Raw genomic sequence first — 25,884 nt, forward strand, 5'->3', positions numbered from 1 at the left:
ACCCGGCAACCTGCCGAGCGTGACCGGCGCGCGCGGGCCACGCCTGCTCGGTGCGGTTTTCGGCGGACCGCCGACGGCGGGAGCCGGCACGCGCTAGCAGGATGTTGAAAAAGGCGCTATCCAGCGCTTTTTCAACTCAGCGAGTCCTGCGCATGTCCGAACTCGCTTCCGCGATTCAACGACGTGCGTCGTCGACTCGCGAGCGATCCATCCCTGGATCGCGTCCGCAGGCTGTTTTTCAACAGCCTGTTAGGCCGCGTCCTCGCGGCCGACGTCGCGGTAGTGCGGCCAGAGGTAGGCGAGCAGCAGCGTCGCCGGCACGAGCGCCAGCACCGTGATCACGAAGTAGGCGCCGTAGCCGACCTGCATCGCGATGCCGCCGGCGAACACGCCGAGCACCTTGCCCGGCAGGTTCACCAATGAACTGAGCAGCGCGTACTGCGTCGCGGTGTGCTCGCGATTGACCAGCGCCGAGAGGAATGCGACCGTCGGCGGACCGAGCATGCCGAGCGTGAAATTCTCGGCCGAGATCACCAGCGTGAGCATCCACGGGTTGCCCCGGAACGCGATCAGCAACAGGTAGAGCAGGTTGCAACTGCCGCACAGCACGACCATCGCGCAGAGTGGTCGCCACGGACCCCAGCGCACGACCATCGCGCCGCCGGCGAATGCGCCGGCGATGCCGATCCAGATGCCGTAGACCTTGGTGATGGCCGCGATCTGCGTCTTGCTGAAGCCCATGTCGAGGTAGAACGGCCCCATGATGCCGCCGATCGTTGCCTGCTCCGGGATCTTGAACAGCAGCAGGAACGCGAGCGTCGCCAGCGCGAGCACGGCGCCGTAGCGGCGGAAGAAGTCGGCGAACGGATCGGCCACGGCGAGGCGCATCGCGTCCTTCCAGCCGGCCGCGTGCCGCTGCGCCACCTCCGGTTCGCTTGCGGCGAGGTTGGCGGCGATCGGCACCAGCATGATCCCTGCCAGGGCGAGATAGACGAGATCCCAGCGCACGTGGTCGGCGAGGAACAACGCGAACGCGCCGGCCGCCATCAAGGCGATGCGGTAGCCGAGCGAGTAGGTCGCGACGAGCGCGCCCTGCTGGCTCGGCGGCGCGATCTCGATGCGCCAGGCGTCGACTGCGATGTCCTGGGTCGCACCGAAGAACGCGACCGCGAGCGTCGCCGCCACGAACCACGGCAGCTCCGCCGGGGTCAGCAGGGCCATTGCGACCAGTCCTGCGATCACGCCGAGCTGGGCCAGCAGCAGCCAGCCGCGCCGGCGCCCGAGGCGGACGAGGCCGAGCGGCGCGCGCCAGTGGTCGAGCAGCGGCGCCCAGGTGAACTTGAACACGTACAGCATGCCCGCGCTCGCGATCACGGTGATCTCGCTCAGCACGACGCCGTGTTCCTTCAACCAGTACGCCAGCGTGCCGCCGACGAGCAGGAACGGCAGGCCGGAGGAGAAGCCGAACAGGAACATCGTCCACGCCGCCGGCTGCGCGAACGATCGCCATACGGACGGGCGTCCTGGAGGCGCCGCCGCCTCAGTCACGGTAGTCGACCACGTACGGCGCGTGGTCCGAGAAACGCGGCTCGCGCGCGATCGAGCACGCCGCGAGGCGCTCGCGCAATGAGGGCGTCACGATCTGGTAGTCGATGCGCCAACCGACGTCGTTCGCGCGCGCGGCGCCGCGGTTGCTCCACCACGTGTATTCGACCGCATCGGGTTTCAGCACTCGGAAGCTGTCGAGCCAACCGTGCGCGGGCGCGGGCGTACCGTCGCCGCAAGCGTCGGCGATCATGCCGTTGAGCCAGGCGCGCTCGCTCGGCAGGCAGCCGGAATTCTTCTGGTTGGATGTCCAGTTGCGGATGTCATTCTTCGCCCGCACGATGTTCCAGTCGCCGCACAGCACGTAGTCGCGCCCGCTCGCGAGCCACTGGTCGAGCACGGGCTTGAGCCACTTCATCACCTCGAACTTCACCGCCTGGCGTTCCTCCCCCGACGACCCGGACGGGATGTAGAACGAAACGACGCTGAGATTGCCGTAGCGCGCCTCGATGTAGCGGCCCTCGTCGTCGAACGGGGCCCAGCCGAGCGACGTGCGGACCTCGTCCGGCTCGCGCCTGGAATAGATCGCGACCCCACTGTAGCCCTTCTTCGTCGTCGCATCGCGGTAGAAGCAGTGGTGGCCGTCGGGGCGGAACATCGCGTCGGCGAGCTGGTTCTCCTGCGCCTTGGTTTCCTGCACGCAGACGACGTCGGCCTGCTGCGCACGCAGCCATTCGAAGAAGCCCTTGTTCGCGGCCGAACGGATGCCGTTCGCATTGAAGGAGATGATGCGCATGAGGGCTGAGGGCTGAGGGCTGAGGGCCTAGCGTGCCGCGAGCGTGCCGCGAGTGGCAATACCAATCGCACGCGGGGCCGATGACGGCCGGCGACGCCGTACACTCGCAGCCCTCGTCCCTCGGCCCTCAGCAATCAGCCCTCATGCACCCCACCCAACGCGAATTCCTCGACCTCGCCCTCGCGCGCCATGCACTGCGCTTCGGCGAGTTCACGCTCAAATCGGGCCGGATCAGCCCGTATTTCTTCAATGCAGGGCTGTTCGATTCCGGCGCCGCGCTCGCCACGCTCGGGCGCGCCTACGCCGAGAGTGCGGTGGCGTCGGGCCTTGCGTTCGACATGCTGTTCGGGCCGGCGTACAAGGGCATCGTGCTCGCCGCGCTCACGGCCGCCGCACTCGCCGAGCACCACGGGCGCGACGTGCCATTCGCCTACAACCGCAAGGAGGCGAAGGATCACGGCGAAGGTGGCCTGCTCGTCGGAGCGCCGCTGCGCGGGCGCGTGCTCATCGTCGACGACGTGATCACTGCCGGCACGGCGATCCGCGAATCGCTCGCCCTCATCCGGTCGGCCGGCGCCGAGCCCGCGGGTGTGCTGATCGCGCTCGACCGCGAGGAACGCGGACAGGGCGACCTCTCGGCGACGCAGGAACTGGCCGCCGAGCACGGCATCGCGACCGTCGCGATCGCGCGGCTGGGCGACCTGCTTGCCTACGCGGCGGACCGGCCGGACCTCGCCGATCATCGGTCCCGCCTGACCGCATATCGGGAGCGCTACGGCGTCTCGGGCTGAACGCCGCGCCGCTCCACGCAGCTGGCTATACTCGCGCCCGGAGGATCCCTCATGCACGTCCCCTCGTCCCGCCTGCTCGTCTTCGCGCTCGCCGCCTGCGTCGGCGCGACCGGCATCGCATCGGCTGCTGCGACCAAAACGAAAGATCACAATCGCTACAAGTGGCGAGACGAGCAGGGCAACCTGCACTACGGTGATTCCGTCCCCGCGGAGGCGACCAGATTCGGGTACGACATCGTCAACCCGCAGGGCATCGTCATCAAGCACGTGGAGCGCGCCAAGACCAGCGACGAGCTCGTCGCGGCGAAGGCGGCCGCCAGCAAGGCGTCGGCCGAGCGCAAGCTCGCCGAGCAACGCGCGCGCGACGACGAGCAGCTGCTCAGCAGTTATCCGCGGGAAGAAGACCTCAAGCATGCGCAGCAGCAGCAGCTGGACATGCTCAACCAGCAGATCAAGTCGTCGCAAGTGAGCCTGCGCAACCAGGAACAATCGCTCGCCGAACTGCTCGATCGTGCCGCCGAGGCCGAGCGCACCGGCAAGGAACTGCCCGCCGAACAGGCGCGGCGATTGAGCGCGATGCGCAAGAAGGTCGATCTGCAGAAAGCCGCCGTGGCCAAACAGGAAGCCGACCGGGACGAGGCCAGCAGCCATTTCGACGAAGAAATAGCCCACTACCGCGAGCTGAAGGCGCGCATCGCCGAAGCCAGGCAGTAGTCGACCCTTCCTTCAGCCGGGGACTGCGCATGAACCGCTGCCCGTCCTGCGATTCCAGCGAAAGCGCGATGATCGAACGCATGTGCTTCGACGACGGCCAGCTCGCGGATCGACGCGAATGCAGTGCCTGCGGCGAGCAATGGATGGTGCCCGCCATGTCCACGGTCCCCGCGGACGAGGGCGAAATCGAATCGATCGAATTGCGCGACGGCGACGGTGATGCCGACCGCGACGTCGATCCGTCGGACGACGCCGACGGCGTCGAAGAGTGGTTCCGCTGAAAGCGGACCCGACCGGTCGTCCTCGTTAGAACGGCAGCGGCAACGACGAATCGAGCGCGAGCAGCTGGCTGCGGAACACGTCCTGGATGCGCCGCAGTGCGGGCGCGCTGTCCGCGTCGAAGCGCAGCACGAGCACCGGGGTCGTATTGGACGCCCGCACCAGGCCCCAGCCGTCCGGCCAGTCCGCGCGCATGCCGTCGATGGTGGTGAGACGCGCGCCATCGAACTTCGCGCGCGCGCGGAACGCCTCGATGAAACGGTAGTGCTCGCCTTCGCGCATCGGGATCTTCAACTCCGGCGTCGACACGCCCTTGGGCAATGTCGCGAAGACCTCTTCGGGCGTGCGGCCTTCGACGTCGGCGGCGAGGATCTCCATCAGCCGCGCCGCGGCGTAAATGCCATCGTCGAAGCCGTACCAGCGTTCGCCGAAGAAGAAGTGGCCGCTCATCTCGCCGGCGAGTGCCGCGTTCGTTTCGCGCATCTTCGCCTTGATCAGCGAATGGCCGGTACGCCACATCAGCGGACTGCCGCCCTGCTGCAGGATCAGCGGCTGCAGGTGCCCGGTGCACTTGACGTCGTAGATGATCGTCGCGCCCGGGTTGCGCAGCAGGATGTCGCTCGCGTACAGCATCAGCAGGCGGTCGGGGAAGATCACCTCGCCGCTGGCGGTGACCACGCCGAGGCGATCGCCGTCGCCGTCGAAGGCGAGACCGAGGTCCGCGCCGACGTTCTTCACCGACACGATGAGGTCCTGCAGGTTGTGCAGGTCCGACGGGTCGGGATGATGGTTCGGGAAGGTGCCATCGACATCGCAGTACAGCGGAATCACCTCGCAGCCGATGCCCTCGAGCACGGCGGGCGCGATCGCACCCGGGATGCCGTTGCCGCAATCGACCACGATCTTGAGCTTGCGCTCGACCTGGATGTCGTCGGTGATGCGCCGGATGTAGTCGTCGGCGATGTCGATGGTCTGCAGGCCACCCATGCCGTCGACGAAGCGCTCCGCCTCGATGCGCCGGTACAGCTCCTGGATCGCGTCTTCCGACAGGGTTTCGCCGCCGAGCACGATCTTGAAGCCGTTGTAATCGGGCGGGTTGTGGCTGCCGGTCACGGAAATGCCCGAACCCGTGCGCAGGTGGTAGCAGGCGAAGTAGGTCGTCGGCGTTGGCGCGGCGCCGATGTCGATGACGTCGATGCCGGTCGAGCGCAGGCCGTTGATCAGCGCGAACACGAGATCGGGCCCGGACAGGCGCCCGTCACGGCCGACGACGATCTCGGTGAGGCCGCGATCGCGCGCTTCGCTGCCGATCGCCCGGCCGATCATGCGTGCTACGCCGGTCGTCAGCGTGTCCCCGACGACGCCGCGGATGTCGTAGGCCCGGAAGATGCTCGGATCGACCGCGACCACGTCCTCCTTCTTGTCGCTGCGGGCCGGCGCGACCGCGGCGGCGGCCGGTTTCGCCGCCGCGGGGACGGGCTCCGGCTTGACCTTGAGCGCCTGGGCGAGGGTCATTTCCGGTTCGATGTCCTTCGGCTTGCGTTGCAGCACCGCGACCGCACGCTCGCGCCCGACGCTGCGGATCCACAACGCGATCAGGCCGCCGCCGAGACAGGCGAGGCTGAGCAGCAGCGAAACCGCAAGGTTGCTGGTGAACATGATGAAATATGCCGGTTCCGCCTTGCCGATGCGCAGGCGCGTTCCAGGTATCGGCTCGCCGACGTCGCCGATCGACGTGCCGCTGCGCTCACCGACGCTCGCGATGACGAGGTCGCCCTGGCCGTCGCCCTGGCGCAAGTCCAGGCGGGCACCGCTGATCGAGGTCCGCTGGAACACGCCGAGTATCGGCCTGAAGGGCAGCTCGACCACCGCGAACGAGACGACCGTCCCGGCGACGCGCGCCGGTGTCGCGATCATCAATTGCTGACCGGTTTCCTTCTCCGTCCGCATTTCCGCGAGCGGCTGCTTCGGATTGATCTTCGCCTGCATGAGCGCAGCGGCCTTGGCGTAGCCGATCGCCTTGAGGTCGCCCGACAGCACTTCATCGAGATCGGGGCTGAAGAACTCGGCGTCGGTCGCTTCCGGCAGGAGCGCGCGCAACGCTGCCGCCGCCGCCGCGCGTCCCTCGGGTCCGAGCTGGAGCGGCTGCTGCACGCTCGCATCGTCTATCGCCTGCTGCACTTTGCGCTGGCTCTCGCGCACGACGGTGGCGATCGCGGTTACCGCGCCCGCGCGCGCGCTGTCGGCCGCTTCGGCACCGCGCTGGGCGAGCCAGAGCAGCCACGTCTGCCAGCCCATGAAGGCGCCGAAGACGAGCAGGAACGTTCCGAGCGCGAACGGACCGAGCGTGCGCAGCGACGGCGCCAGGCGCCGCGCCAGGTGCGCGAGCTGTTCCTTCGGGGATGTCTTGCCTCGTGCGGCCATGCTTTCCTCGTGGTCGATCGACGTCGCGCTGCGTGCGCGGTCAATGCCTGCCCGAACTGCCGAACCCGCCCTCGCCGCGCGCGCTCGGCGCGAACTCCTCGACGATCTGGAATGCCGCACGCACGATCGGCACGATTACCAGTTGCGCGATGCGTTCCCCCGGCGCGATGGTAAAGGTCGCGTCGGAACGGTTCCAGCAGGAGATCAGCAACGGGCCCTGGTAGTCGGCATCGATGAGCCCGACGAGGTTGCCGAGCACGATGCCGTGCTTATGGCCGAGGCCGGAGCGCGGCAGGACCAGCGCGCACAGGCCCGGGTCGCCGATGTGGATCGCGATGCCGCTCGGGATCAGCGCGCTCGCGCCCGGCTCCAGCACGAGCGGCGCGTCCACCATCGCGCGCAGGTCGACGCCGGCCGATGCCGCCGTCGCGGGCGACGGCAACGGGAACTCGCGACCGAGGCGCACATCGAGCACCTTGAGCTCGATCGCACGCAGGCCGCCTGCGTCCGCCGCACTCATGCGTGCCCCGCGCCGACCGGCGCGCGGAGGCGGGCGATGCGCGCGACGAGCGCGCGCGCGAGGTCGGCCTTGTCACTACGTTCGAGCGCCTCGCTCCCGCCGGGCCACAGCAGCAGCAGCGCATTGTCCGCACGCTCGAAGCCGAGTTCGGCGCCGACTTCGTTGGCGGCAATGAGGTCCAGGCGCGTGCGCTCGAGTTTCGCGCGCGCGTATTCCTCGACGCGTTCGGTTTCGGCGGCGAAGCCGACCACGAACGGGCGCGGCTCGAGCGCGGCCACTTCGGCGAGGATGTCGGGATTCTGGACGAGGCTGAGTTCGAGCCCGCTGTCGCCCGATGCCTTCTTGAGCTTGTGCGGCGCGACGTCGCGCGGCCGGAAATCACCGACCGCTGCGGCGGAGACGAACACGTCGCTCGCCGCGGCTTGCGCCAGCACGGCCTCGCGCATCTGGCGCGCGCTGCGCACGTCGATGCGGCGCACTCCGCGCGGCGTCGGCAGGTGGACCGGCCCCGCCACGAGCGTGACCTCCGCCCCCGCCTCGGCGGCCGCCGCGGCGCCCGCGCATCCCATGCGGCCGGCCCTGCGGTTGCCGATGAAGCGTACCGGGTCGATGTCCTCGTAGGTCGGGCCGGCGCTGACGAGGAAGCGCACGCCGGCGAGTTCGCGTGGCTGGCGTCGCTCGATCAGCCGCGCCACGATCTCGTTCGCTTCCAGCAGGCGCCCGGCACCGAATTCACCGCACGCCTGGCTGCCCGAGCCGGGCCCGAGGACGCGCACGCCGCGCTCGCGCAACACGGCGAGATTCGCCTGCGTCGCAGCGTTCGCCCACATCTGCTGGTTCATCGCCGGCGCCACGGACAGGGGTGCGGCGGTGGCGAGGCACAGCGTCGCCAGCAGGTCGTCGGCCAAGCCATGCGCGAGGCGCGCCAGGAAGTCGGCCGATGCCGGCGCGACGACGACCTCGTCGGCCCAGCGCGCGAGTTCGATGTGCCCCATCGCGGCCTCGGCCGATTCGTCCCACAAGCTCGTCCTCACCGGATTTCCGGACAGCGCCTGGAACGTGAGCGGCGTGACGAAACGCGCCGCGTTCTCGGTCAGCACGACGCGCACCTCGGCGCCCGCATCACCGAAGCGCCGCACGATCTCGGCGCCCTTGTAGGCGGCGATGCCGCCGGACACGCCCAGCAGCACGTGCACGCCGGCGAGATCCGCGCGCGATGGTGCGAAGCGTTCGGGGACGTGGGTATCGCGCCGCGTCATCGGCCTGCGCCTGCGCAGGGAGTGCAGACTGCCGGCGCGGGCATTCGCCCGCCGTCGTCGTACCGGGACGTCATGTAGGAAACCACCGACAGGACAGGGGACCGCTAGCTTACTGAAAATCCGGCTCCGCGCCGCTGCACGGCGCCGCCTTGCGCGACGAACATCACGGCATGGATCGAGGCCCGTCCATCGCCACCGCGCAGCCGCGAGCGGCCGCATGCGCCCGCCGCCCGCCAGCAAGCGGGGAGCGCGCATGAGCATCCGCGACTGGGCGGACGGCGAGCGCCCGCGCGAAAAACTGCTCGCGCACGGCGCCGGGGTGTTGTCCGATGCGGAACTGCTCGCCGTATTCCTCGGCTCGGGGCGGCGCGGGCAGAGCGCGGTCGACCTCGCCCGCCGCGTGCTCGCCGACGCGGGCGGCCTCAAAGCCTTGCTCGACGCGCCGCGGCCGCAAGCGGGTATCGGCACGGTCGCCTGGTGCCGGCTCGCGGCGGCCCTGGAGACAGGCCGGCGCTATCTGGACGCCGAACTGCGCCGCGGCGAAACGCTGACGGACCCTTCCGCGAGCGCGCGTTACCTCAAGGCACGCCTGGCCGGCTACCCGTACGAGGTATTCGCCTGTCTGTTTCTCGACAACCGCCATCGCGTGATCGTGTTCGAGGAGCTGTTCCGCGGCTCGATCGACGGCGCCAGCGTGCATCCGCGCGAAGTGGTGCGGCGCTGTCTTGTGCACAATGCCGCCGCCGTGATCCTTGCCCACAACCACCCTTCGGGCGTGGCCGAACCGAGTGCAGCGGATCGTGCGATCACGCAGCGGCTGCGCGAGGCGCTCGAGCTCGTCGACGTGCGGCTGCTCGACCATTTCGTCGTCGGCCATGGCACACCGACCTCGCTGGCCCAGCGCGGTTGGCTGTGAACGCCGCCGATTTCCCCCTTTATACTCGCGCCAACGTCACCGCACCCGATCGCCCGCCGTGATTCTCGCGTTCCCGAATCGCTATCCAGCCGATGACACGGAACGTCGCATTGCGGACGCCGCCGCGGCGCGTGCCCATGCCGGCGCGGCGATGGCGCCGATCGAGGCCTTGCTGGCGCGCCGACGGGCCGAATGGGCGGCATTGGCGGCGCCCCGCGACACCGCGCTGCTCGACCGTACCGAGGACGCGGTCCGCCTCGGTCATGCGCGCCTCGCCTTGCGTCACGGCAACCTCGGCAGCGATTTCCATGCCTACCACAACGAAGGGCACGTGCTGGAGATTTGCGGCAGCCGCATCGACCGGCTGCGCGACACGCTCGGCCTGCAGGCGCTCGCGCTGCGCGACTGGTGCGCGCTGATGCTGTTCGGCGCCTGCCACGACCTGCGCCAGCGCGAAGCGCCACAACTCGTCGACGGCGTCGGCGCGAACGAGCGCGCCAGCATCGACGAGACGCAGCGCATCCTCGACGCCTGTGGTTTCTCGCGCGAACTCGACGCGGACCTGTACGCCGCGCTCGAACTCATGATCGCCGGCAGCACATTCGACGCCCGCCCCGCCCCGGGCGGCTACCAGTACAACGCCGCCGATCTCGTGCAGAGCGGCGGCGCGCTCGCCTCGCGCCTGGACCAGGTGCTCGATCGGCGCCACCCGGGTTGGCGCGCCGATCCATTGATCGTCGCCGCACTTCGCCTCGCGCTCGTCGCCGCCGACCTCGACACCGCCAATGTCGCCGAACCGTTCACGCGTTTCGCGAGCACCGCCGAGAACCTCTGCCGCGAACGCGAGATGCTGAGCGGGCGATCGCTCGCCGCGGGTGAAAGCGCGCTGCCCGTGCTCGGCTTCCTGACGGACGGCCAGGACCGTTTTTTCTTCGAACTGCATCGGTTCCAGTCCGACGCCGGCATGGCCGCGTTCGGTCCCGGCAAGGAAGCGAATGCACCCAAGCTCAAGGCGCTGTGCATGGGGGTGCGCGCGCGCATCGCCGTGCAGGGCCTACCGCAGACCGGCAACCAGGTCATCGACGCGTACCGCGCCACGCTCGCCGACCTCACGGTCTGAACCGGCCAGGTCGCTGCCGCCCCCGCCCCGACGGCACCCGTACGCATCCCGAGCGCGACCTGCGACCGGCCATCAGGACGGACTGCAGCCTGCGCCGGCGCGCAACCACGACCCGCGCCGCGCCATGCGCCGGATGCGGGCCGGACCGCTACAATACGCGGCTTTTCCATGTCGGCCAGACCCGTGAAACAACAGCTCCGCGATCTCGTCCTTGCCGCGATCGCCGCCCTCGAGGCCGGCGCCGGACTGCCAGCGGGCGATCCGCCCGCGTTCGTCGTCGAACGCACGAAGAACCGCGACCACGGTGACTTCGCGACCAATATCGCCCTGTTGCTGGCGAAGGCCGCCGGCAGGAAGCCCCGCGATCTCGCCACTGCGCTCGTCGCCGCGCTGCCCGCACACGAGGCGATCGCGAAGGTCGAGATCGCCGGCCCCGGCTTCATCAACTTCTTCCTGAGCCCAGCCGCCTACCAGGCCGAGGTGCGCGCGGTGCTCGCGCAGGGCGACGGTTACGGCCGCGGCCGCGCTGGCAACGGTCGCACGGCCGGCGTCGAATTCGTTTCGGCCAACCCGACCGGCCCGCTGCACGTCGGCCACGGCCGCGCCGCAGCGATCGGCGACTGCATCGCGCGCGTGCTCGATTCGAACGGCTGGAAGGTCGTGCGCGAGTTCTACTACAACGACGCCGGCGCTCAGATCAGCAACCTCGCCATCTCGGTGCAGGCGCGTGCCCGGGGCAAGGGCCCGGACGACGCCGGCTGGCCCGAGGACGGCTATCGCGGCGACTACATCAAGGACGTCGCCGCGGCCTACCTGCGTGGCGACAAGGTCGAGGTCGAGGGCCACACGGTCGTCGGCGCGAAGGACCCGAACGACCTCGACGCGATCCGCCAGTTCGCCGTCGCCTACCTGCGCCGCGAGCAGAATGCCGACCTCGCCGCGTTCGGGGTCGGGTTCGACGTGTACTTCCTCGAGAGTTCGCTGTACCGCGACGGCAAGGTCGAGGAGACGGTGCGAGAACTCGTCGCGCACGGCCATACCTACGAGGAAGGCGGCGCGCTGTGGCTGCGCACGACCGATTTCGGCGACGACAAGGACCGCGTCATGCGCAAGTCCGATGGCACGTACACGTATTTCGTGCCCGACGTCGCTTACCACTACAGCAAGTGGACGCGCGGCTACGAGCGCGCGATCACCGAACTCGGCTCGGACCACCACGGCTCGCTCGCGCGCGTGAAGGCCGGTCTGCAGGCGCTCGACTGCGGCATTCCGCAGGGCTGGCCCGAATACGTGCTGCACCAGATGGTGACGGTCATGCGCGGCGGCGAGGAAGTGAAGCTCTCCAAGCGCGCCGGCAGCTACGTGACCTTGCGCGACCTCATCGACGAGGTCGGCCGCGACGCGACGCGCTGGTTCCTGATCGCGCGCAAGTCCGATTCGCAGCTCGTGTTCGACATCGACCTCGCGCGCGCGCAGACCAATGACAACCCGGTGTACTACGTACAGTACGCGCATGCGCGCGTCGCCAGCGTGATGCGCCAGCTGGCCGAGCGAGGTCTCGAATGGAACCGTGCGAACGGCCTCGCCCATCTCCCGCGCCTCGACGGCGAAGCCGAGCAGCTCGTGCTGGTCGAACTGTCGCGCTACGCGGAGGTCGTCGAGAACGCGGGTGCCAACCTCGAACCGCACCTCGTCGCGACCTACCTGCGCGAGCTCGCCGCCGCGTTCCACGGCTGGTACAACACCAGCCAGTTCATCGTCGACGATGCGGACGTGCGCGATGCACGCCTCGCACTCGCGAACGCCGTGCGCCAGGTCCTCGCGAACGGCTTGGAATTGCTGGGCGTTTCCGCCCCGGAGAGCATGTGATGGCAGCGAAGAAGGGACGCCAGGCGACGCGCGGCGGCAACGGCGCGCAGAAACCGGCCTGGTTGTGGGTAATGGTCGGCATGCTGCTCGGCATCGGCTTGATGGCGCTGGTCCTCGTCAAGGACTGGGCGCCCCTGCTGCGCCGCAAGGACCTGCCGCAACCCAATCCCCAGGCGACCGCGCCGAAGGAAAGCGAGCCACCGGTCGCGGAGGCGAAGCCGAAGAAGAACTACGACTTCTACCAGGTGCTGCCGGAAGCCGAGGTGGTGATTCCCGATGCCGAGCTGTCGGCGAAGGCGAAGGCCGAACAGCAGGCGCGTACGAACGCGAATGCGACGCCGCCGGCGACCGGCACGTCGGCGCCCGCGGTCGCCGCGGGTCGCTACGTGCTGCAGACCGGTTCGTACCCGGACCCGAAAGCCGCCGACGAAGCGAAGGCGAAGCTCGCGCTCGCGGGCTTCGTCGCGCAGGTGCAGCCGGTCACGATCAACGGCAAGACCTGGCATCGCGTGCGCCTCGGCCCGTATCCGAGCGCGAGCGAACTCGAGGCCGCCAAGCGCTCGCTCGCCGAGAACGGAGTCAACGCGATCGCGCTGAAGGAACAGCCCGCGCAGTGATCGGGTGCGGCGCCGCCGGCGCCGCATCGAAGCCGTCGCGGAACACGATGTCCGATGCGCTCACCGCGAACGTCGCCTCGACCGCGCAGTCGGCGACGATCGGCGCGGTCGCGTAGAGCGTACCCGCGAGCGAGCCGCCGCAACCGGTGACGGCATCGATCGAATAGCCGGGGTCCGCCTGCACGTCGAACGCGACGGTGGCGCCGTCTTCGACGACCTGCGGCGTCGCCGGCGACAACGCGCCACCCGCTCCCGCCTCCGGCGTCACCGTGTGGGTAACCGTGGTCTGCGACGATACGAAGCGGTAGACGACGTCGGCCGCGGTGTTCGCGACGTAGAGGTTGCCGGCCTCGTCCTCGCCGAAGCCCGAATAGGTGCCGTACCCGTTCGCATCGTCGCGCCAGATCGTCGAGCCCCATTGGCCGAGCGCGTCGGGCTTGGCGAAGAAGATCTCGCTCGAGCACGAGTCGGCGTACACGTACATGCCGCGCAGCGGCACGATCGGCCCGCGATAGCGGTATCCGCCCGTGACCGCACAGCGGCCGCCCGCATGCGTGTACTCGAGCAGCGGCAGCACGTTCGGCGCGAGCGGCGCCGTGCACGCCTGGCTCGAGTTGAACACGGCCGTGCCTTCCATGCAGTGCCAGCCGTAGTACGGCGGATCGGCCGAGCCCGCGGCGCGCAAGTCGATTTCCTCGTACTGGTTCTGGCCGACGTCGCCGATCCACGCGTCGCCGGTGGCGCGATCGAAGCTCCAGCGCCACGGATTGCGGAAACCGTAGAGCCAGGTCTCGTCGCAGGTCTGGCTGCTGCCCACGTACGGATTGTCCGGCGGGATCGCGTACTCGGCGGCAACGCCGGTCGCGGTGCCGCACATTTCGGGACCGGCGATCGCACCGCGCGTGTCGACGTCGATGCGCAGCATCTTGCCGCGCAGGAAGTACTGCGGCGTGGCCGCGCTCGTGCCACAGCTCGCCGAGGTCGTGTCGTTCGGTTTCTTCCACAGGCATTCGGCCAGCCAGTGCGTGCCGCTTTCCTGTCCGCCGTCGCCAGAGGACATGTAGAGGTAGCCGTCCGGGCCGAAATGGATGTCGCCGCCGTTGTGGAACGACGGCGGCGAATTGTCGGCTAGCCGCATGACGACGGTGCCGCTGGGGTTTGCGACATCGGCGTTCGCCGACACCGTGTAGCGCTCGAGCACTTCGTCCGGGCCGCTGCCGAGGCACGTCCCCACCGGCGTGCAGCCCGGCGGACGCATCGAGACGACATAGAATTCGTCATTGTGGGGCAGCCCGTCGCGGCCATAGTTCGGATGGAACGCGAGGCCGAGCAGGCCGCTCGTACCGCCAGACCCCGGGTACGTGACGGGCACGCTGAGGAACGGCGTCGGCAGGAGTACCCCGTCCTTGACGATGCGGATCGTGCCCGCCTGGCTCATCACGAACAGGCGCCCGCTGCCGTCGTTCGGCGCGCGCACGCCGATCGGCGCATCGACCTCGTCGGTCACGACTTCGAGGGCGAGATCGGGCGGCACGCTCTGCGCGAATGCAGCATATGTGCCGAACAGGGCGAGCAGGCCGAGGCCCGCGCGAAGTGGCCAATGCATTGGCGGCGTACGCATCAGTCGAACCCGTCGGCGAAGATGGCGTCGTCGTTGCTCGGCGAGTGGAAACGGTACACCTGGCCGCCGGAAGCCGTGACGTAGAGGTTGCCCTGCGCATCCTCGCCGAAGCCGTAGGTATTCATCCCAGGCGTGCCGCCCAGCGTCTCCCAGGTCCAGACGGGCGCGGCGGTATCGGCGACGATGTAGACGTCGCCCGTGCAGTAGTCGCTGAACACGTATTGGCCGCGCAGCGGCGCGATCGGTCCGCGATAGATGTAGCCGCCCGAGACGGCACAGCCGAACGGCGCCGTGCCGTGGCCGTAGTCGAGCTTGGGCGGTACGCTGCCGGCTGGCCCCGTGCATGGAGAGCCGCCCGCCGTGCCGTTGGGATTGAAGATGTGCCGCCCCTCGCAGGCATTCCACTGGAAATTCTGCCCCGCGCTGCCCGCGGGCTGGAAATCGACCTCTTCCCACGAACCTTGTCCGACGTCGCCGATCAAGAGGTCGCCCGTCTGTCGGTCGAAGCTGAAGCGGTACGGGTTGCGGAAACCCCAGTTGAAGATCTCGGCGCACTCCTGCGGAAACTGCGCGACGTCGCGGAAAGGATTGCCCGGCGGTATCGCATACGGCGCCGGCTGTCCCGCGGTCGCTCCGCAGAAATTCGCCGGCGCCGACGCAGTCGTCGCGTGCACGTCGAGACGGATGATCTTGCCGAGCAGGTAGTAGGTCGGCCCTTGGCCCGACGTCGAATGGCAGCTCGCCGGATTGTTGTCGGCCTTCTTGCGCCCCGTGCATTGCGCGAAGCCGTTCGGGTCGTTCTGCACGCCGCCATCGCCCATCGACCAGTTGAGGTAGCCCTGGTGGTCGAAGTGCAGATCGCCGCCGTTGTGATTGCCTGCGATGTCGGGCACGCGCAGGATCACCGTGCCGGTCGGGTTGGCGACGTCCGGGTTCGACGACACGGTGTAGCGCGCGAGCACCTGGTCCTTGCTGTCGCCGATGCTGCTGCCGGTCGCGGTGTAGGTTACGTAGAACGTGCCGTTGTTCGCGAACGCGGGGTCGAACGCGAGGCCGAGCAGGCCCTGTTCGCTGACGCAGCTGACCGGGACGGAGAGGAAAGCCGTCGGCAGCACGCTGCCATTGCGCACGATCCGCACGTGGCCGGTCGTGTTCGAACTGTCGGGGGTGTCGCAACGCTCGACCACGAAGGTACGTCCGCTGCCGTCGTTCGGCGCGCGGACGGCGACCGGTTCGGAGAACGTCGTCGACGCATCCGGCCAGCGCACGAGTTCGAGGTCGGCAGGACTGATCGCCGCATGCAACGACGTGCTCGCAACGACGGCGATGAGGCAAGGGGTGATCCGATGCAGCATGAGGCGAGCTCCGCGTTTGACCGGAAACGCCTTGTACCACGCCGCCGCGTTCGCGAACGTGAAGCCATATCCGTGGCCTGCGTCATCTTCCCGCGGAGCGCGCCCGCGTACGATGCCGCGATGCGGCGGTCCGCCGCGCCGATGGCGAGTCCTGCCGATGTCCCGTGCTTCCCTGCTTCGTTCGGTCCTCGCTGCGGCCGTCGTCATCGGCCTCGGCGATGCGCACGCCGCGAGCTGGCCGCAGTTCGGCCATGACGCCGCACACAGCGGTTTCAACACCGCCGAAACCGCGCTAGGTGCCGCCAATCTCGCCCAGCTCGCCTCGGTATATCCCGGCGGCGCGACACTCGCCTCGTCGGTCGACAGCGCCCCCGTGTACCAGCCCGGTGTCGCGACCGCGAACGGCGTGAAGAACCTCCTGTTCCTGCTCAGCAAGAGCGGTCGCCTGATGGCGATCGACGCGGCCGACGGCAGCGAAGTGTGGCACCAGTCGACGAGCGGCCCGCAGCCGACGACGGCATCGCCCGCGATCGACCCGAACCTGCAGTACGTCTACAGCTACGGCGTCGACGGCAAGGTGCACAAGTACGCGATCGGCAGCGGCAGCGAAGTGACGAGCGGCGGGTGGCCGCAGACGATCACGCTGAAGACGAGCGTCGAGAAAGGAGCGTCCGGCCTCACGATCGCCGGCTCCGGCGACGCGCCGCACCTCATCGTCGTCACCGACGGTTACATCGGCGACGGTGGCGACTACCAGGGCCATCTGGTCTCGATCGACCTCGCGAGCGGCACGCAGCACGTGTTCAACGTGATGTGCAGCGACAAGACGATCCACTTCGTGCTGAACGGCACGCCGGGCACCGACGACTGCGCGGGGCGCCAGAGCGGCATCTGGGGTCGCGGCGGCGCGACCTGGTCCGCCGCGACCAACCGCGTCTACATCGCGACCGGCAACGGCACGTTCAACGCGAATACGGGTGGCTTCGACTGGGGCGACAGCGTGCTCGCGCTCGCGGTCGACGGCACCGGCGCAGGCAACGGCATGCCGCTCGACAGTTACACGCCGTCGAACTTCCAGAGCCTGCAGAACGGCGACACCGATCTCGGTTCGGTATCGATGGCGATCCTGCCCGTTCCCGCCGGCAGCACGGTGGCGCACCTCGGCATGCAGGCCGGCAAGGACGGCAAGCTGCGCCTCATCGATCTCGACGACATGAGCGGCCAGGGTGGCCCCGCGCATGTCGGCGGCGAGATCCAGCTCATCGACGTGCCACAGGGCGGCAATGGCTTCCCCGGCGACCGCATGCGCGAGCAACCGGCCGTGTGGGTCGATCCGGCCGACCACTCGACGTGGGTGTTCGCCGGCAATGGCAGCGGCCTGTCGGGGCTGCAGCTCGGCCTCGATGGCAGCAACCATCCTGCCTTGACGGTGCGTTGGAACCGCGCGGGTTCGTCCAACGCATCGACTTCGCCGGTCGTCGCCAACGGCGTGCTCTACCACGCCGGCCCGTGTGCCGACGGCGGCATCTGCGTCACCGCGCACGACCCGCACAGCGGCGACGTCCTGTGGAGCTCGCCACACATCGGCAACGTGCACTGGCAAAGCCCGATCGTCGTCGACGGCGCGATCTACGTCACCGACAACAGCGCCAAGCTGTGGAAGTTCGCGCTGCCGGCCGGCGACGTGATCTTCCGCAACGGTTTCGACGGCGCGGTGCTCTGAGGCGTCGACGTGATGGCCCGCACAGGTTCGGCGCGCCGCGCGTCGTCTCGTGCGCGCATCTGGCGTAGGATGCGGGTTCCCCCGGCGCGCAGCCGCGCCATTCGCAACGGAGTACGCCATGACGCGCTCGCACGCCCTGCTCCGCACAACCCTCTTCGCGTCCGGCGGATTCTTCGCAGCCGCCGCGGCCGCGACCGACTGGCCGCAGTGGGGCTTCGAACCCGCGCACAGCGCGAACAACACGGCCGAAACGACGGTATCGGCCGCGAATGTCGCTGACCTCGAGCAGAAATACGCCGTCTCGCTGACTGGGCGCGTGAATGCGGCGCCCGTGTACGCGCAGGGCATCGCTACCCCCGGCGGTATCCGCAACCTGCTGTTCGTGACCGCACAGAGCGGCCGCATCAGCGCGATCGACACTGCCGACGGCAGCGTGGTCTGGACGATGACGACACCGGGCGGACACACGCCGATCGAGAGTTCGCCGGCAATCGATCCGGATCGCCAGTACGTCTACAGCTACGGCGCCGACGGCAAGGTGCACAAGTACGCGATCGGCGACGGTAGCGAGAGCACGACGGGGGGTTGGCCCGTGACGGTGACGCTGAAGCCCGGTGTCGAAAAAGGGGCTTCCGCTCTCGCGACCGCCGTGGTGGACGGCGTCGCGCGCCTCTACGCGGTTACCAATGGTTATGTCGGTGACGGCGGTGACTATCAGGGCCATCTCGTCACGATCGATCTCGCGACCGGGGCGTCACGCGTGTTCAACTCGATGTGCAGCATGACGACGACGCTGATCCCGTCAGGCGGATGCGACAGCCCGCAGAGCGGCATCTGGGGCCGCCCCGGCGCGGTGTACGACGCCGGCACCGGACGCGTCTACATCACGACGTCGAATGGCGAGTTCAACGCGAGCACGGGCGGCACCAACTGGGGCGACACGGTGCTGGCGCTCAACCCGGACGGCACCGGCGCCGGCGGCGGCATGCCGCTCGACAGCCATACGCCGACGAACTATGCGCAGCTCGACAGCCAGGACATCGACCTCGGCTCGGCGTCGCTGTCGATCCTGCCGGCGCCCGCGGGCAGCACCGTCGCGCACATCGGCGTGCAGACCGGCAAGGATTCCAAGCTGCACCTGATCGATCTCGACGACATGAGCGGCACGGGCGCACCAGGCGGCGTCGGTGGCGAGATCGAGCTCATCGACGTGCCGATCAGCGAGTTCTGGATGAAGACGCAATCGGTCGTCTGGGTCGACACGCACGGTGACGGCGCGGCCTGGGTCTATGTCGGCAACGGCAGCGGCATCTCGGGCCTCAAGCTCACGCTCACCGCGTCGAACGTGCCGCACCTGCAACCCACCTGGCAGCAGAATTCGAATTCGACCTCGGCCATCATCGCCAACGACGTCCTGTATCACGCGGGCTCGTGCTCGGGCGGCACTTGCGTGCTCGCGCGCAATCCGAAGACCGGTGCGGTGCTTTGGACGTCACCGGCGATCGGCTCGCTCAAATGGGGCAGCCCAATCTTCGTCGACGGCGCGCTCTACATGATCAATTACGCGAGCACCGCCAAGCTGTACAAGTTCGCGCTCCCCGCTCCGACCGACATCATTTTCGCGAACGGCTTCGACGGCTGACGCGCCCGGCCGGCGGCGCAGCACGCGCCGCCACGCTCAACGCGGTCGCTTGAGGCGGATCAGCGCCGAGATGTCCTCGTCGCCGTGCCCCTGCGCGAGCAATACCGCGTAGTCGGCGAGCGACTTCTCGATGACCGAGCGGTCGGTGCCCGCATCCAGCGCGAGCTGGCGCACGATCTTGAGATCCTTGTGCAACAGCGCGAGCTTGAAGCCGACCTTGAACTCGTCCTTCAGCATCGTCGCGCCGCGCTTGTCGAGGAACCAGTTGCCGGCCGCGCCCGCGCCGAGCGTCGGCAGCAACCGTTCCGGATCGAGGCCGAGACGCTCGGACAGCGCGAGGCCTTCGCATACCGCCTGTGCGATGCCGGCCACGAGCACCTGGTTCACCGCCTTCGTGTTCTGTCCCGCGCCGACCCCACCCATGTGGCTGATCTTCGCCGCATAGCAGGCGAGCACGGGCTGCACGCGCTCGAGCGCGGCCGCATCGCCGCCGACCATCACCGACAGCTTGCCGTTCTTCGCGCCTTCGACGCCGCCGGACACCGGCGCGTCGAGGAACGCGCAATCGCGCGCGGCGAGGATCGCGTGCGCTTCCTTCGCGGTCACCGACGACACGGTCGAGTGATCGACCACGACCGTGCCGGCCCGCGCATGCGCGGCGATCGTACGCGCGAGCTCGAGCACGTCGGCGTCGGCCGGCACGCACAGCGCGATCACGTTGCACGCGCGTGCGAGCTCGGCGATCTCCTGCGGCGCCGCCGCGCCGTACCCCTGCGCCGCCACGCGCGCCTTGTCGTGCGACCGGTTCCACACCGCAGCGAGCAACCCCGCACGCGCGAGATGCCCCGCCATCGGCAGGCCCATTGCACCGAGGCCGACGAACCCGGCCCTGATTTCGTTCATGGAATGCGACTCCATCGAAGCGTGAAAGAAGCAAAGCAGGAAGACTGGAACTGAGCACGCCGGCACAGGAAAAACCAAACACCGAGCACACGGAGCACACGGAGGAAGCAAGCGAATCAGGAGCTGAAAGATTGAACCACGAGGGACACGGACGACACGAAGCAAAGCAGGCGAGAGAAAGAGCGGCGCCGGGGTCGGCAACGAATGGTTGGGCTCCGCGCGGCTTCAACCCGAGAGCATTTTTCCTCCATGTGCTCCGTGTGCTCCTGTTTCAATCTTCTCTTGTCTCTTCTCTCATCTCCTTGACTCCGTCTCTTCTTCGTGTCCATCGCGTTTCAGGCTTCGACCCTCGGCCTTGCGCAGCCTCGCAGACCGGTCACTCCGCGAGGTACGTGTAACCCGTGAGGCCATGTTCGAGCGCGGCCTCGAGGCGCGCCGCTTCGTCCGTGCCGACGCCGGACGCGGCGATCTTGTCGCGATACGCGGCACGCAGCGCGGCGAGGTCGTAGCCGACGTAGTCGAGCATGAGGTCGGTGGTGTCACCGCGGCGGCGGTGGCTGAAGGCGTAGCCGTCTCCGTCGAGCTTCACGTTGACCGCATCGGTGTCGCCGAACAGGTTGTGGATGTCGCCAAGCGTTTCCTGGTACGCGCCGACCATGAAAAGGCCGAGCCGGTATGACTCGTCCGCGCGCGGCGCGTGCAGCGGCAGGCTCACGTCGACGCCGTCCGCTTCGACGTAGTGGTCGATGCGACCGTCGGAGTCGCAGGTGAGGTCGGCGATCACGCCGCGCCGGTCGGGGGCTTCGTCGAGGCGCGCGATCGGCACGATCGGGAACACCTGGTCGATCGCCCACACGTCCGGCGCCGATTCGAACACCGAGAAATTCACGAAATACTTGTCGACGAGCATGCCGTTGAGCTCGTCGAGCACCTGCCGGTGCGCGCGCTCGTCGGGCTTGAGGCGCTCGCGCACCGCGTTGACGATCGCGTAGTAGAGGTCGTCGAGCTGTGCACGCTGCTCGAGCGAAAGCTGGCCGAGGCCGTACAGCGAATAGCCTTCGCCGAGCTGGTATTGCGCCTCGTGGTAGAGCTCGGTCGGCGGCGTCTGGTCGATCTCGCTGGCCACCTCGCGCAGGCGGCGCAGCACGCTCGGCTCGTCCGCGCGCGGCGGCGGGATCGCGCCCCGCGGCGCTTCCTCGATCTCGCTGACATTGACGACGAGCACCGCGTGATGCGCGGTCAGCGCGCGGCCGGACTCGGTCAGCACGTGCGGCGGCGCGAGCGCGTTCGCCTGGCACGCCTCGGCCAGCGCGCCGACGATTGCCGAGGCGTATTCGTCGAGGCCGTAGTTGATCGAGCAGTCCGAGCGCGAACGCGTGCCCTCGTAGTCGACACCGAGGCCGCCGCCGACGTCCATGTGGGTGATCGGCAGGCCCATGCGCGAGAGTTCGACGAAGTAGCGCACCGCCTCGCGCATGCCGTTGGCGATGTCGCGCACGTTCGACATCTGCGAACCCATGTGGAAGTGCAGCAGCTTGAGCGTGTGCGACAGCTTCGCTGCGGCGAGTTCCTCGAGCAGGGTCAGGAGCTGGCGCGGCGTCAGGCCGAACTTCGCCTTGTCGCCGCCGGAGTTCTGCCATTTGCCGGCGCCCAGGCTCTTGAGGCGCATGCGCACGCCGAGCAGCGGCTCGACGCCGAGTTCGCGCGCCTCCTCGACCACGTAGCGCAGCTCCGACGGCTTCTCGATCACGATGAAGATGTCGAGGCCGAGCTTGCGCCCGATCAGCGCGAGGCGGATGTACTCGCGGTCCTTGTAACCGTTGCAGATGACCGTGCTGCCGCGCTTGGCGAGGGCGAGCACGGCCATGAGCTCGGGTTTGGAGCCCGCCTCCAGGCCGAAGCCGGGAGCCGCGTTGCCGGCGAGCTCGCCGGCTACGTTGTTATGCTGGTTCACCTTGATCGGGTAGATCAGCGTGTTACCGCCGGCGTAGTCCCAGTCGGCCAACGCCTTGGCGAATGCGCGCTGCAGGCGCGCGCGGCGGTCCTGCAGGATGTCGGCGAAGCGCACGAGCAGCGGCAGGCGCGCGCCCTGCGCGCAGGCGTCGTCGACGATTGCGGGCAGCGACAGGGCCGGGCCGTCGCCGCGGCGCGGGCGCACCAGCAGGTCGCCGCCGTCGCCGACGTCGAAGTAGCCTTCGCTCCAGTGTGGCACCGCCCAGGTGTGGCGTGCCTCCTCGACGGTCCAATGCTGCTTGCTCACCTCGGTGCTCCATCCGCTCACGCCAGCGGCATAGTGTAACGAGCCGTCGCAATCGGCGTATGTCGGCGCCGGCGGGACCGGCTACAATCGCGCCCCCGGCGCCGCCGGGTCCCGTCCTTTCCCAATCCGCAGGAAGCACCATGTCCGCGCCCCAGCAGAACGCCACCGCCCAGAACTGGTTCACCGAGCAGCACGCGCGCTCCGGTTCGTCGTTCGGCCTGCGCATCAAGGAACGCCTGCACGCGGAGCAGACGCCGTACCAGTCGATCGAGATCTACGACACGACCGACTGGGGCAAGCTCATGGTCATCGACGGCTGCACGATGGTGTCCACGCGCGACAACTTCCTCTACCACGAGATGATGTCGCACCCGGCGCTGTTCACCCACGCGCGCGCCAAGCGCGTCGTCATCATCGGCGGCGGCGACTGCGGCACGCTGCGCGAAGTGCTGCGCCACGAGGAAGTCGAGCATGCCGTGCAGGTCGAAATCGACGAGCGCGTGACGCGCCTCGCCGAACAGTACTTCCCCGAGCTGTGCGAGTCGAATGCGGACCCGCGCGCCGAGCTGCTGTTCATCGACGGAATCAAGTACATGGCCGAACAGGAGCCGGAATCGATCGATGTCGTCATCGTCGACTCGACCGATCCGGTCGGTCCGGCCGAGGGCCTGTTCAATGCCGATTTCTACGCGAGCTGCCATCGCGCGCTGCGCCCGAGCGGCATCCTCGTGCAGCAGAGCGAATCGCCGCTCGTGCACCTCGACCTCATCAAGTCGATGCGTTCGGCGATGCGCGTCGCCGACTTCCAGGCAGTGAAGACGCTGCTGTTCCCGCAGCCGCTCTACCCGACCGGCTGGTGGAGCTGCACGATGGCGCGCAAGGGCGCCGACCTCAGCGGCTTCCGCGAGCGCGGCGCCGCGACCAAGCAGTTCGCCACGCGCTACTACAACGTAGACATGCACAAGGCCGCGCTGGCGCTGCCGGAGTTCATGCGCGAGGCATTCGGCGAGTAGCGGCGACGCGGCGACGCGGGCGGGCGACGTGTCGATCCTGCCCGCGTTCGCGTTCATCCTCGCGATGCTCGCGGTCGGGCGCCTGCTCGCCTGGAGACGCATCGTGCCGGCTGACGCGCCGGCCGCGCTCAACCTCGTCGTCCTCTACGTGTGCCTGCCCGCGGCGGTGCTGCTGTATGCGCCGCGGCTCGCATTCGAGCGCGAACTGCTCGGCCTGATCGCGCTGCCTTGGCTGATCCTCGGCGCGAGCGCGGCGCTGACGCTGCTGATCGCACGCATGCTGCATTTCGACCGCGCCGCGACGGCCGCGCTGCTGCTGCTCGTCGCGCTCGGCAACACCTCGTTCCTCGGCTTCGCGCTGATCCCCGCGCTAGCCGGCAGCGGCGCACTGCGTTACGCGGTCGTCTACGACCAGTTCGGCAGCTTCCTGATCCTCTCGACGTTCGGCCTCGTCGTGCTCGGCCTGTACGGCGGCGAGCGACCGACATGGGGGGCGATCGCGCGCCGCATCGTCCTGTTCCCGCCGTTCATCGCGCTCGTCGTCGCGCTCGTGCTGATGCCCGCGGAATATCCGGACGTCGCCGCGAAGCCGCTGCGGCTGCTCGCCGACAGCCTGCTGCCGCTCGTCGCGCTCGCGAGCGGCATGCAATTGCGCCTGCGCGTGCCGCGCCATCATCTCGGTGCGTTCGGGTACGGCCTCGTCGCGAAACTGGTGCTGATGCCGCTGCTCGCGTTCGGCCTCTGCGCAGTGCTCGGCCTCGACGGCGAGATGCGGGCCGCGGCCGTCTACGAGACCGCGATGCCGCCGATGATCACCGCGGGCGCGCTGCTCTCGCTCGCGGGACTTGCGCCCGAACTCGCGGCCGCACTCGTCGGCTTCGGCATCGTGCTGTCGATGGCGACGTTGCCGCTCTGGCACCTCGTCCTCGCGGCCGCGGGCTAGCCCCTGCGACCGCGGGCCTTGCGCCTGCAGCGCTCACTCGAGGCCGTTGGCGAAAATGTCGTCGGCGGACGGGCTATCGAGTTTGTACAACGTCGCGGTGGAGTCCTCCGACGCATCGTTGGTCAGCGCCAGGACGAACACGTTCTTGCGCGGCGCCATCCGCAGGTCGATCGGATTGTTCTCGTTCTCGAGGTCAGCGCTGCCGAAATCGGCCTGCCACAGCACCTCGTGCGTGTAGTCCCTGAGCGCCGTCACGTGCATCTGACGCGGCGCCGCGCCCCCTTCCGAGACCCAGCCGAAGAGCACTCCGGGGTTGGGATAACCGGAGCGCAGCACTTGCGCGTACGCAGCCGTGCGCGGCGCGACGGCTTCGAACGCCATGTGCCACTCGCTGTCGCCGGTCACCGTCGAAAGGCTGTCGATCTGCGCCACTTGCGCCTGGCCGGTATCGACGTTGCCGGCGACATAAAGTTCATCCGCCGCGCCGAGGTTGTCGAGCACCTGCACGATCCGGGGCATCGCGACCCCGGACTGTTGCGACCAGCGCGTCTGGCCCGACGGATCGAGCCAGCGCAAGATGCCGCCCGCATCGAACAGGACGCTCCCCGTAAACTCGTCGACGGCATCCAGGCCGGCGACCGCGACATTGTCTGTGGAAGGGAAGCGGTCGACGAACGCGAAGCCGCTGCCCTGCGCGGACAGCCCGATCTGCACCCCGTATTCCACGAGGGGAGCAGCCTGCGAGTAGCGTCCGGCGACGTAGGTGAACCCGTCGGATGTCGCGATCCTGAAGTCGTCCCAGGTCGCGTCCGCATCCGGGAGCGAAGCGCTCCAGGACAACGTCCCCGCCACGGTGTACTTGGCGATGTACTGGCGATGCGCGCCGTACCAGGTGACGACGATGTCGCCGAACTCGTCCGTCTCGGGTGCGACGCCGTAGCCGACCGTCCCCGGTTCGCCGTCGACGCGCCAGAGGGTCTCTCCGGTGGCATGGTCGATCGCAGCGAGCAGCATGCGGTCGACCCCGCCGGATCGCGTGTGGCCGATCACGACGATGTCCCTCTGCGCTCCGAGCAATCGCACCTGCCGTATCGTGCCTTCCACAGCGGCATCGTCGGTCGGCTGCCAGCGCCACACCACGCGGCCGTCCGACTCCGCGCGTTTCGTCACGAACGGACTCAGGGGCCCAGGCCAGGGTGACGCCGCAGGGTCCATCTGCGCGCCTCCCGCGACAATGAAGCCGCTCGCCTGGCCCATCACGCCATCCGAATACTCGAGCGTCGTCCCCATGGGCAGCAACGGCACCGTCTGCACCACGCCCGGTGCGACCTCGAGTTCCGCATGCACGGGAACGCGCCACGACATCGATGCGGCTTGCGCCGAACCGGCGGTCGCTGCGAGAAGGACGCAAAACAGCCGGATATTCATGTCCAAATCCTGGCCTGGGATGCGGGACATCATAACGCCCCCGGCCCTTACGCCACATTTTCCAAATGCGCAGGGAGCACCGCTTCACACTCTGTTCTTCGCTGCGCGGTCGTGGCGTATGCTCGTGGCTTTCATCGGAGGCGACC

General features: G+C 68.6%; 21 protein-coding genes. 11 read left to right on the forward strand and 10 right to left on the reverse strand.

The features are described 5' to 3' along the window. Positions 1-249: 249 nt before the first annotated feature. Together ACTHK2_RS15365 and ACTHK2_RS15370 are read right to left on the reverse strand one after the other, a co-directional pair. On the reverse strand, positions 250-1,548 hold the full coding sequence (locus ACTHK2_RS15365) for an AmpG family muropeptide MFS transporter (RefSeq protein WP_440246594.1): 1,299 nt from the start codon (positions 1,546-1,548) through the stop codon (positions 250-252). After that, positions 1,541-2,341, reverse strand: a complete 801-nt coding sequence (locus tag ACTHK2_RS15370; RefSeq protein ID WP_440246595.1) for an exodeoxyribonuclease III — start codon at positions 2,339-2,341, stop codon at positions 1,541-1,543. The genes ACTHK2_RS15365 and ACTHK2_RS15370 overlap by 8 nt, the downstream gene beginning before the upstream one ends. Positions 2,342-2,484: 143 nt before the next feature. Between ACTHK2_RS15370 and pyrE the strand changes: the two genes are divergently transcribed. The 3 genes from pyrE (at position 2,485) to ACTHK2_RS15385 (ending at position 4,127) form a co-directional block, all read left to right on the forward strand. Continuing rightward, positions 2,485-3,132: an orotate phosphoribosyltransferase gene (gene pyrE / locus ACTHK2_RS15375; RefSeq protein WP_440246596.1), complete on the forward strand. Its 648-nt coding sequence runs from the start codon at positions 2,485-2,487 to the stop codon at positions 3,130-3,132. 51 nt (positions 3,133-3,183) lie between these two features. Further along, positions 3,184-3,846 (forward strand): DUF4124 domain-containing protein, encoded by a 663-nt coding sequence (locus ACTHK2_RS15380; RefSeq protein WP_440246597.1) that lies wholly within the window; start codon positions 3,184-3,186, stop codon positions 3,844-3,846. Positions 3,847-3,914: 68 nt separating this feature from the next. Next, a complete protein-coding gene (locus ACTHK2_RS15385) occupies positions 3,915-4,127 on the forward strand; it encodes a hypothetical protein (protein WP_440246598.1) in 213 nt (70 codons plus the stop codon). Positions 4,128-4,152: 25 nt separating this feature from the next. Here the strand turns inward: ACTHK2_RS15385 and ACTHK2_RS15390 are convergent, their stop codons facing one another. The 3 genes from ACTHK2_RS15390 to coaBC are packed head-to-tail and all read right to left on the reverse strand — an operon-like array spanning position 4,153 to position 8,328. Next, positions 4,153-6,549: a phosphomannomutase/phosphoglucomutase gene (locus ACTHK2_RS15390; RefSeq protein WP_440246599.1), complete on the reverse strand. Its 2,397-nt coding sequence runs from the start codon at positions 6,547-6,549 to the stop codon at positions 4,153-4,155. A gap of 40 nt (positions 6,550-6,589) precedes the next feature. Continuing rightward, positions 6,590-7,069: a dUTP diphosphatase gene (dut, locus tag ACTHK2_RS15395; RefSeq protein ID WP_440246600.1), complete on the reverse strand. Its 480-nt coding sequence runs from the start codon at positions 7,067-7,069 to the stop codon at positions 6,590-6,592. Next, complete coding sequence (gene coaBC / locus ACTHK2_RS15400; protein WP_440246601.1) at positions 7,066-8,328, reverse strand: bifunctional phosphopantothenoylcysteine decarboxylase/phosphopantothenate--cysteine ligase CoaBC; 1,263 nt, start codon at positions 8,326-8,328, stop codon at positions 7,066-7,068. The genes dut and coaBC overlap by 4 nt, the downstream gene beginning before the upstream one ends. Positions 8,329-8,581: 253 nt before the next feature. Here coaBC and radC point away from each other — a divergent pair, with 253 nt between their 5' ends. The 4 genes from radC to ACTHK2_RS15420 all read left to right on the forward strand — a co-directional run bounded on the left by radC (position 8,582) and on the right by ACTHK2_RS15420 (position 12,850). Then, the gene (gene radC, locus ACTHK2_RS15405) at positions 8,582-9,244 is read left to right on the forward strand and encodes a RadC family protein (protein ID WP_440246602.1); all 663 of its coding nucleotides are present in this window, start codon (positions 8,582-8,584) and stop codon (positions 9,242-9,244) included. A gap of 58 nt (positions 9,245-9,302) precedes the next feature. Then, on the forward strand, positions 9,303-10,364 hold the full coding sequence (locus tag ACTHK2_RS15410; RefSeq protein ID WP_440246603.1) for a hypothetical protein: 1,062 nt from the start codon (positions 9,303-9,305) through the stop codon (positions 10,362-10,364). Positions 10,365-10,547: 183 nt separating this feature from the next. Further along, positions 10,548-12,233 (forward strand): arginine--tRNA ligase, encoded by a 1,686-nt coding sequence (gene argS, locus ACTHK2_RS15415; RefSeq protein WP_440246604.1) that lies wholly within the window; start codon positions 10,548-10,550, stop codon positions 12,231-12,233. Beyond that, entirely contained in the window at positions 12,233-12,850 is a 618-nt protein-coding gene (locus ACTHK2_RS15420) for an SPOR domain-containing protein (protein ID WP_440246605.1), read from the forward strand. Before argS ends, ACTHK2_RS15420 begins: the two co-directional genes overlap by 1 nt. Here the strand turns inward: ACTHK2_RS15420 and ACTHK2_RS15425 are convergent. Next, positions 12,813-14,471: a PQQ-dependent sugar dehydrogenase gene (locus ACTHK2_RS15425; RefSeq protein ID WP_440246606.1), complete on the reverse strand. Its 1,659-nt coding sequence runs from the start codon at positions 14,469-14,471 to the stop codon at positions 12,813-12,815. The two genes, ACTHK2_RS15420 and ACTHK2_RS15425, sit on opposite strands and share 38 nt — an antisense overlap. Beyond that, positions 14,471-15,826 (reverse strand): PQQ-dependent sugar dehydrogenase, encoded by a 1,356-nt coding sequence (locus ACTHK2_RS15430; protein ID WP_440246607.1) that lies wholly within the window; start codon positions 15,824-15,826, stop codon positions 14,471-14,473. Before ACTHK2_RS15430 ends, ACTHK2_RS15425 begins: the two co-directional genes overlap by 1 nt. 157 nt (positions 15,827-15,983) lie before the next feature. On the opposite strand from ACTHK2_RS15430, the gene ACTHK2_RS15435 reads away from it, so the two are divergent. Continuing rightward, entirely contained in the window at positions 15,984-17,549 is a 1,566-nt protein-coding gene (locus ACTHK2_RS15435; protein WP_440246608.1) for an outer membrane protein assembly factor BamB family protein, read from the forward strand. 118 nt (positions 17,550-17,667) lie between these two features. Then, positions 17,668-19,191 carry an outer membrane protein assembly factor BamB family protein gene (locus tag ACTHK2_RS15440; protein ID WP_440246609.1) on the forward strand — a complete coding sequence of 508 codons (1,524 nt, stop codon included), beginning with the start codon at positions 17,668-17,670 and terminating at the stop codon, positions 19,189-19,191. 36 nt (positions 19,192-19,227) lie between these two features. Here the strand turns inward: ACTHK2_RS15440 and ACTHK2_RS15445 are convergent, their stop codons facing one another. Beyond that, positions 19,228-20,094, reverse strand: coding sequence for an NAD(P)-dependent oxidoreductase (locus ACTHK2_RS15445; protein WP_440246610.1), 867 nt, complete (start codon positions 20,092-20,094; stop codon positions 19,228-19,230). A gap of 376 nt (positions 20,095-20,470) precedes the next feature. Beyond that, positions 20,471-22,354: a biosynthetic arginine decarboxylase gene (gene speA / locus ACTHK2_RS15450; protein WP_440246611.1), complete on the reverse strand. Its 1,884-nt coding sequence runs from the start codon at positions 22,352-22,354 to the stop codon at positions 20,471-20,473. Positions 22,355-22,494: 140 nt separating this feature from the next. Between speA and speE the strand changes: the two genes are divergently transcribed. After that, entirely contained in the window at positions 22,495-23,367 is an 873-nt protein-coding gene (gene speE, locus ACTHK2_RS15455) for a polyamine aminopropyltransferase (RefSeq protein ID WP_440246612.1), read from the forward strand. Between the two features lie 28 nt (positions 23,368-23,395). After that, positions 23,396-24,310 carry an AEC family transporter gene (locus ACTHK2_RS15460; protein ID WP_440246613.1) on the forward strand — a complete coding sequence of 305 codons (915 nt, stop codon included), beginning with the start codon at positions 23,396-23,398 and terminating at the stop codon, positions 24,308-24,310. A 33-nt stretch (positions 24,311-24,343) separates the two neighbouring features. Here ACTHK2_RS15460 and ACTHK2_RS15465 read toward each other — a convergent pair whose 3' ends face one another. Further along, the gene (locus tag ACTHK2_RS15465; RefSeq protein ID WP_440246614.1) at positions 24,344-25,771 is read right to left on the reverse strand and encodes a hypothetical protein; all 1,428 of its coding nucleotides are present in this window, start codon (positions 25,769-25,771) and stop codon (positions 24,344-24,346) included. Positions 25,772-25,884: the final 113 nt, after the last annotated feature.

The sequence above is a fragment of the Dokdonella sp. genome, assembly GCF_051958935.1.
Lineage (GTDB): Bacteria > Pseudomonadota > Gammaproteobacteria > Xanthomonadales > Rhodanobacteraceae > Dokdonella_A.